The 4,649-nt window shown below is 72.1% G+C and carries 6 protein-coding genes and 1 pseudogene; all 7 read right to left on the bottom strand.

The annotated features are described in order from the left end of the window. Nucleotides 1-216, bottom strand: a pseudogene (locus QZ433_RS07240) (hypothetical protein); the annotation flags it as partial. Nucleotides 217-292: 76 nt separating this feature from the next. Continuing rightward, nucleotides 293-778 carry a DUF3180 domain-containing protein gene (locus QZ433_RS07235; RefSeq protein WP_295781293.1) on the bottom strand — a complete coding sequence of 162 codons (486 nt, stop codon included), beginning with the start codon at nucleotides 776-778 and terminating at the stop codon, nucleotides 293-295. After that, a complete protein-coding gene (gene folK, locus QZ433_RS07230) occupies nucleotides 775-1,293 on the bottom strand; it encodes a 2-amino-4-hydroxy-6-hydroxymethyldihydropteridine diphosphokinase (RefSeq protein WP_295781290.1) in 519 nt (172 codons plus the stop codon). Before folK ends, QZ433_RS07235 begins: the two co-directional genes overlap by 4 nt. Next, nucleotides 1,290-1,658 carry a dihydroneopterin aldolase gene (folB, locus tag QZ433_RS07225; RefSeq protein ID WP_295781287.1) on the bottom strand — a complete coding sequence of 123 codons (369 nt, stop codon included), beginning with the start codon at nucleotides 1,656-1,658 and terminating at the stop codon, nucleotides 1,290-1,292. Before folB ends, folK begins: the two co-directional genes overlap by 4 nt. Next, nucleotides 1,658-2,449 (bottom strand): dihydropteroate synthase, encoded by a 792-nt coding sequence (folP, locus tag QZ433_RS07220; RefSeq protein WP_295781285.1) that lies wholly within the window; start codon nucleotides 2,447-2,449, stop codon nucleotides 1,658-1,660. The genes folB and folP overlap by 1 nt, the downstream gene beginning before the upstream one ends. Further along, nucleotides 2,446-3,033, bottom strand: coding sequence for a GTP cyclohydrolase I (gene folE / locus QZ433_RS07215; RefSeq protein WP_295781283.1), 588 nt, complete (start codon nucleotides 3,031-3,033; stop codon nucleotides 2,446-2,448). The genes folP and folE overlap by 4 nt, the downstream gene beginning before the upstream one ends. A 6-nt stretch (nucleotides 3,034-3,039) precedes the next feature. Beyond that, nucleotides 3,040-4,649: ATP-dependent zinc metalloprotease FtsH (gene ftsH / locus QZ433_RS07210; RefSeq protein WP_295781280.1), on the bottom strand; the 1,610-nt coding region annotated here is incomplete at its 5' end.

Below are 4,649 nucleotides of genomic sequence, written 5' to 3'. Positions count from 1 at the left end.
CAGCAGCACCGCGCCCTGCGTGATGAGCTGCACGCGCACGTACGCCCGCGCCAGCTGGTACCACGTCCCGTCGCCCAGCGGCAGGCGACGCGGAGAGCGGGGTTCGAGGATGCGATCGTACGTGCCCGTGCCCAGCGCGTCCGCCTTCGCCGGCGCGCGCCCGGCCGGCACGGCATCGGCGCCCGGCGCGCCACCCGCGACCGAAGCCTCCGCCACCGGCTCAGCGCTCGCGACAGGCTCAGCGCTCGCCACCGGCGCAGCGCTTGCGACCGGCGCAGCGCTCGCGACCGGCTCAGGCCCCGACGGGTCCGGCGGGGGTGTTCCCGGGGGTGTCGTCATCGTCGTCCTTCCGGATGGTGCACAGCTGCTCGGCCACGAGTCCCGCCACGACCAGCACGGCGCCGGCCACGAGCGTCGCGATGATCGATCCCATCGAGCCTATCGACGGCGTCACCGGTCGGGTCAGCAGGAACCCCAGCAGACCGGCCGCGAATCCGGCCGACACCGCACCCAGCAGCGACGAGGCCTTCGCCAGCATCGCGATGCGCAGCGCCCGGAAGGGGTCGATGCGCTGACCGCTGCGACCCCGCGAGGCGCGGAAGATCGGGACCGCCAGCACCACCACCACGGCGCCCAGCAGCAGCAGGATCGTGGGCAGGCTCGCCGCCGGCGAGAAGGTCGTCCGTCCCATCGCGGTGAGCATCGTGTCGACGACGAACCCGATCACCGCGCCGATGACGACGGCGATGATCAGGATGCCGGCCCCCGTCCGCTTCATCGACCGAGCCCTTCGAGCAGGTCGACGACGCGTCCTCGGCCGGGGAGCTCGGCATCCGGATCCACATCCGCCCACGGGGCGAGGACGAACACGCGCTCGTGGGCGCGCGGATGCGGAACGACCAGGTCGTCCCGCCGGATCACCTCGTCGCCGTAGGCGATCAGGTCGAGGTCGAGGGTGCGGTCGCCCCAGCGTTCGCGGCGCACGCGGCCATGGCGCGCCTCGATGCGGTGCAGCGAGGCGAGCAGTTCGGCCGGAGCCAGCCGGGTCTGCAGCAGCGCGACGGCGTTGAGGTAGCGGGGCGCGTCCTCGTCCTCGCCGTCGAGGGTGACCGCGACCGTCTCGAGGGGCTTGGACACCCGCACATCCGAGGTCAGCGCGAGGTGGCGAAGCTCGTCGACCGCCGCCTCGAGGGTGGCGGCGCGCTCGCCGAGGTTCGCGCCGAGGGCGACGACGGCGCGCACCGGCGTCGACCGCGGCGCTTCTCCGATGCCGTGCGCCAGACGGACGCTCACGAGCGTCCCCGCGTGATGGTGACCGATACGTCGCCGAACGGCACGGTGATCGGCGCCTGCGGCTTGTGCACCGTGAGGGTGACCGCATCGACGCGGGCATCGCTCAGCACGTCGTCGGCGAGGCGTTGCGCGAGCGTCTCGAGCAGGTCGACCGGCTCTCCCTCGACGACGGCGACCAGGCGCTCGGCCAGTTCGCCGTAGTGCACGGTGTCGACGACGTCATCGGTCTCGGCGGCGCGGCGCAGCGAGAGGGCCAGCACGGCGTCGATGACGAACTCCTGGCCCTCGCGCTTCTCGTCGGGGTACACCCCGTGATAGCCGAAGGCGCGCACCCCCGTCAGGGTGATTCGGTCGACGGCATCCATCAGGACTCCCAGGCGCGGGCGACGGCGAGAGCGTCGCGGGTGGTCGGTACGTCGTGCACGCGCACGGCCCACGCGCCGGCTCCGGCGGCCAGAGCGCTGGTCACGGCGGTCGCCAGGTCGCGGCGCGCGAGGTCGGTGTCGTCGCCGATCGTCTCGGCGAGGAACCGCTTCCGGCTCGTGCCGACGAGGATGCGGTGTCCGCGGGCGGCGAGTGCGGGGAGCGCGCGGAGAGTCTGCCAGTTCTGCGCGCCGCGCTTTCCGAACCCGATGCCCGGGTCGACGACGATGCGGGACGCGTCGATGCCGGCGGCCGCGGCGGCGGCGACGCGCTCGTCGAGTTCATCGGCCACCTCGCCGGCGACGTCGGCGTAGTCGGCGCGGGCGTACATCTCGGCGGACGGGCCGCGCCAATGCCCCAGGGCGATGTGGGCGTCGGTCCCGGCCACGGCCGCGAGCATCTCGGGGTCGGCGAGCCCGCCCGACACGTCGTTGACCAGGCGCGCACCGGCGCGCACCGCGGCGACCGCGGTCGAGGCGTTCATCGTGTCGATGCTGACGAAGGCCCCCTCGGATGCCAGCATCTCGACGACCGGAAGAACACGCTGCTGCTCGACGCGGGGCGCCACCCGCTGGGCACCCGGACGCGTCGACTCGCCGCCGACGTCGAGCAGATCGGCGCCCTGCGCGCGCAGCTGCCGCGCATGGGCGATCGCGACGTCGGGGTCGAGGTAGCGACCGCCGTCGCTGAAGGAGTCGGGGGTGACGTTCACGATCCCCATGATCAGCGTCACGCGCGCGCTCCGATGAGGGCCACCAGCTCGGCGCGGGCGACCGGCTCGGCGTAGACCCCTCGCGCGGCGATGGTCACGGTCGAGGCGTCGGGCTGGCGGCCGCCGCGCATCGTGACGCACTCGTGCGTGGCATCCAGGACCACGAGGACTCCGCGTGCGTCCAGGGCCGTCGCGATCGCGTCCGCCACCTGTTCGCCGAGGCGCTCCTGCACCTGCGGGCGCGCCGCGAGGATGTCGATGACGCGCGGCAGGGCGCCGAGGCCCACCACCTCCTCACCCGGCAGGTACGCCACGTGGGCGCGACCGCGGAAGGGCAGCAGGTGGTGCTCGCACATCGAGCGGAAGGCGATGTCGCGCAGCATCACGGCCCCGGAGGGCAGCGTGTCGGGCGCCGGCCCCCGCGACACCGAGATGGTGTGGGCGAGGGGGGCGGCGGCATCCTGGTTCACTCCCGAGAAGAACTCGGCCCAGCTGTCCGCGACGCGGGTCGGCGTCTGACGCAGGCCGGGGCGATCGGGGTCCTCCCCGATCGCCTCCAGCAGCTCGCGTACCAGCGCGGCGACGCGTTCTCGATCGACGGCCACGGCGCCTCAGGCGGTGGCCGGGCGCGTCTGTCCGCTCGGACGGGGCTGCGCCGTGGTCGCGGCCTGCGCGTCGGCCTCGGTCGCCGCGGCGACGCCGGCGGGCTGCGGGCGGCGGGGCACGTCGACCGGCGGCAGCGTCGAGACGGGACGGTCGCCCGACGACAGCCACTGCGGGCGCGGGGTCAGGCGCTTGACGTCCTTGAAGATCTCTGCCAGCTCGATGTGGTCGAGCGTCTCTTTCTCGAGCAGCGCCAGGGCCAGGCGGTCGAGCACCTCGCGGTTGTCGTTGATGACCTGGTAGGCCTCGTTGTGCGCCTGCTCGATGAGGGCGCGCACCTGGGCGTCGACGCGCTCGGCGATGCGCTCTGAGAAATCACGGCCGTGTCCCATGTCGCGGCCCATGAACACCTCGCCCGACGACGAGCCGAGCTTGACCGGGCCGACCTCGTTGGTCATGCCGTACTCGGTGACCATCTTGCGGGCGATGCTCGTGGCCTTCTCGATGTCGTTGGACGCGCCCGTGGTGGGGTCGTGGAAGACGATCTCTTCGGCGACGCGACCGCCCATCGCGTAGGTCAGCTGGTCCTGCAGCTCGTTGCGAGTGACGGAGTACTTGTCGTCCAGCGGCAGCACCATCGTGTAGCCCAGCGCCTTGCCGCGCGGAAGGATGGTCACCTTCGTGACGGGGTCGGTGTGGTTCATCGCCGCGGCCGCGAGGGCGTGACCGCCCTCGTGGTACGCCGTGATGAGCTTCTCCTTGTCCTTCATCACGCGCGTACGACGCTGCGGACCGGCGATGACGCGGTCGATGGCCTCGTCGAGGGCGCGGTTGTCGATGAGCTGGGCGTTGGAGCGCGCGGTCAGCAGAGCGGCCTCGTTGAGGACGTTCGCCAGGTCGGCGCCGGTGAAGCCGGGGGTCTTCCGCGCGACGACCTCGAGGTCGACCGAGTCGGACAGGGGCTTGCCGCGGCCGTGCACCTCGAGGATGCGCTGACGACCCTTGAGGTCGGGCGCGTCGACGCCGATCTGACGGTCGAAACGACCGGGGCGCAGCAGCGCGGGGTCGAGGATGTCGGGGCGGTTGGTCGCCGCGATGACGATGACGTTGACCTTGGGGTCGAACCCGTCCATCTCGACGAGCATCTGGTTCAGCGTCTGCTCGCGCTCGTCGTGACCGCCGCCCATACCGGCGCCGCGGTGGCGACCGACGGCGTCGATCTCGTCGATGAAGATGATGGCGGGCGAACTCTCCTTGGCCTGGTTGAACAGGTCGCGGACGCGGCTTGCGCCGACGCCGACGAACATCTCGACGAAGTCCGAACCCGAAATTGTGAAGAAGGGCACGCCCGCCTCACCCGCGATCGCGCGGGCGAGCAGCGTCTTGCCGGTACCGGGCGAGCCGACCAGCAGCGCACCCTTCGGGATCTTGCCGCCCAGCCGGGCGAACTTCGACGGGTCCTTCAGGAACTCGACGATTTCCTGCAGCTCTTCGCGCGCTTCGTCGATGCCGGCCACATCGTCGAACGTCACCTTGCCTTCCTTCTGGGTCAGCATGCGCGCGCGGCTCTTGCCGAAGCCCATCGCGCCGCTGGCGCCGCCGCCCTTCTGCATCTGGC

It is taken from the genome of uncultured Microbacterium sp. (assembly GCF_913776565.1).
Classification (GTDB): Bacteria; Actinomycetota; Actinomycetes; order Actinomycetales; family Microbacteriaceae; genus Microbacterium.
The sequence above is the reverse complement of the archived record's forward strand: the minus strand, read 5'-3'. Positions and strand labels throughout refer to the sequence as shown.

Coding starts and splice junctions, on each gene's coding strand:
- QZ433_RS07235 (WP_295781293.1), bottom strand. CDS start 778: ATGAAGCGGACGGGGGCCGGCATCCTGATCATCGCCGTCGTCATCGGC.
- folB (WP_295781287.1), bottom strand. CDS start 1,658: ATGGATGCCGTCGACCGAATCACCCTGACGGGGGTGCGCGCCTTCGGC.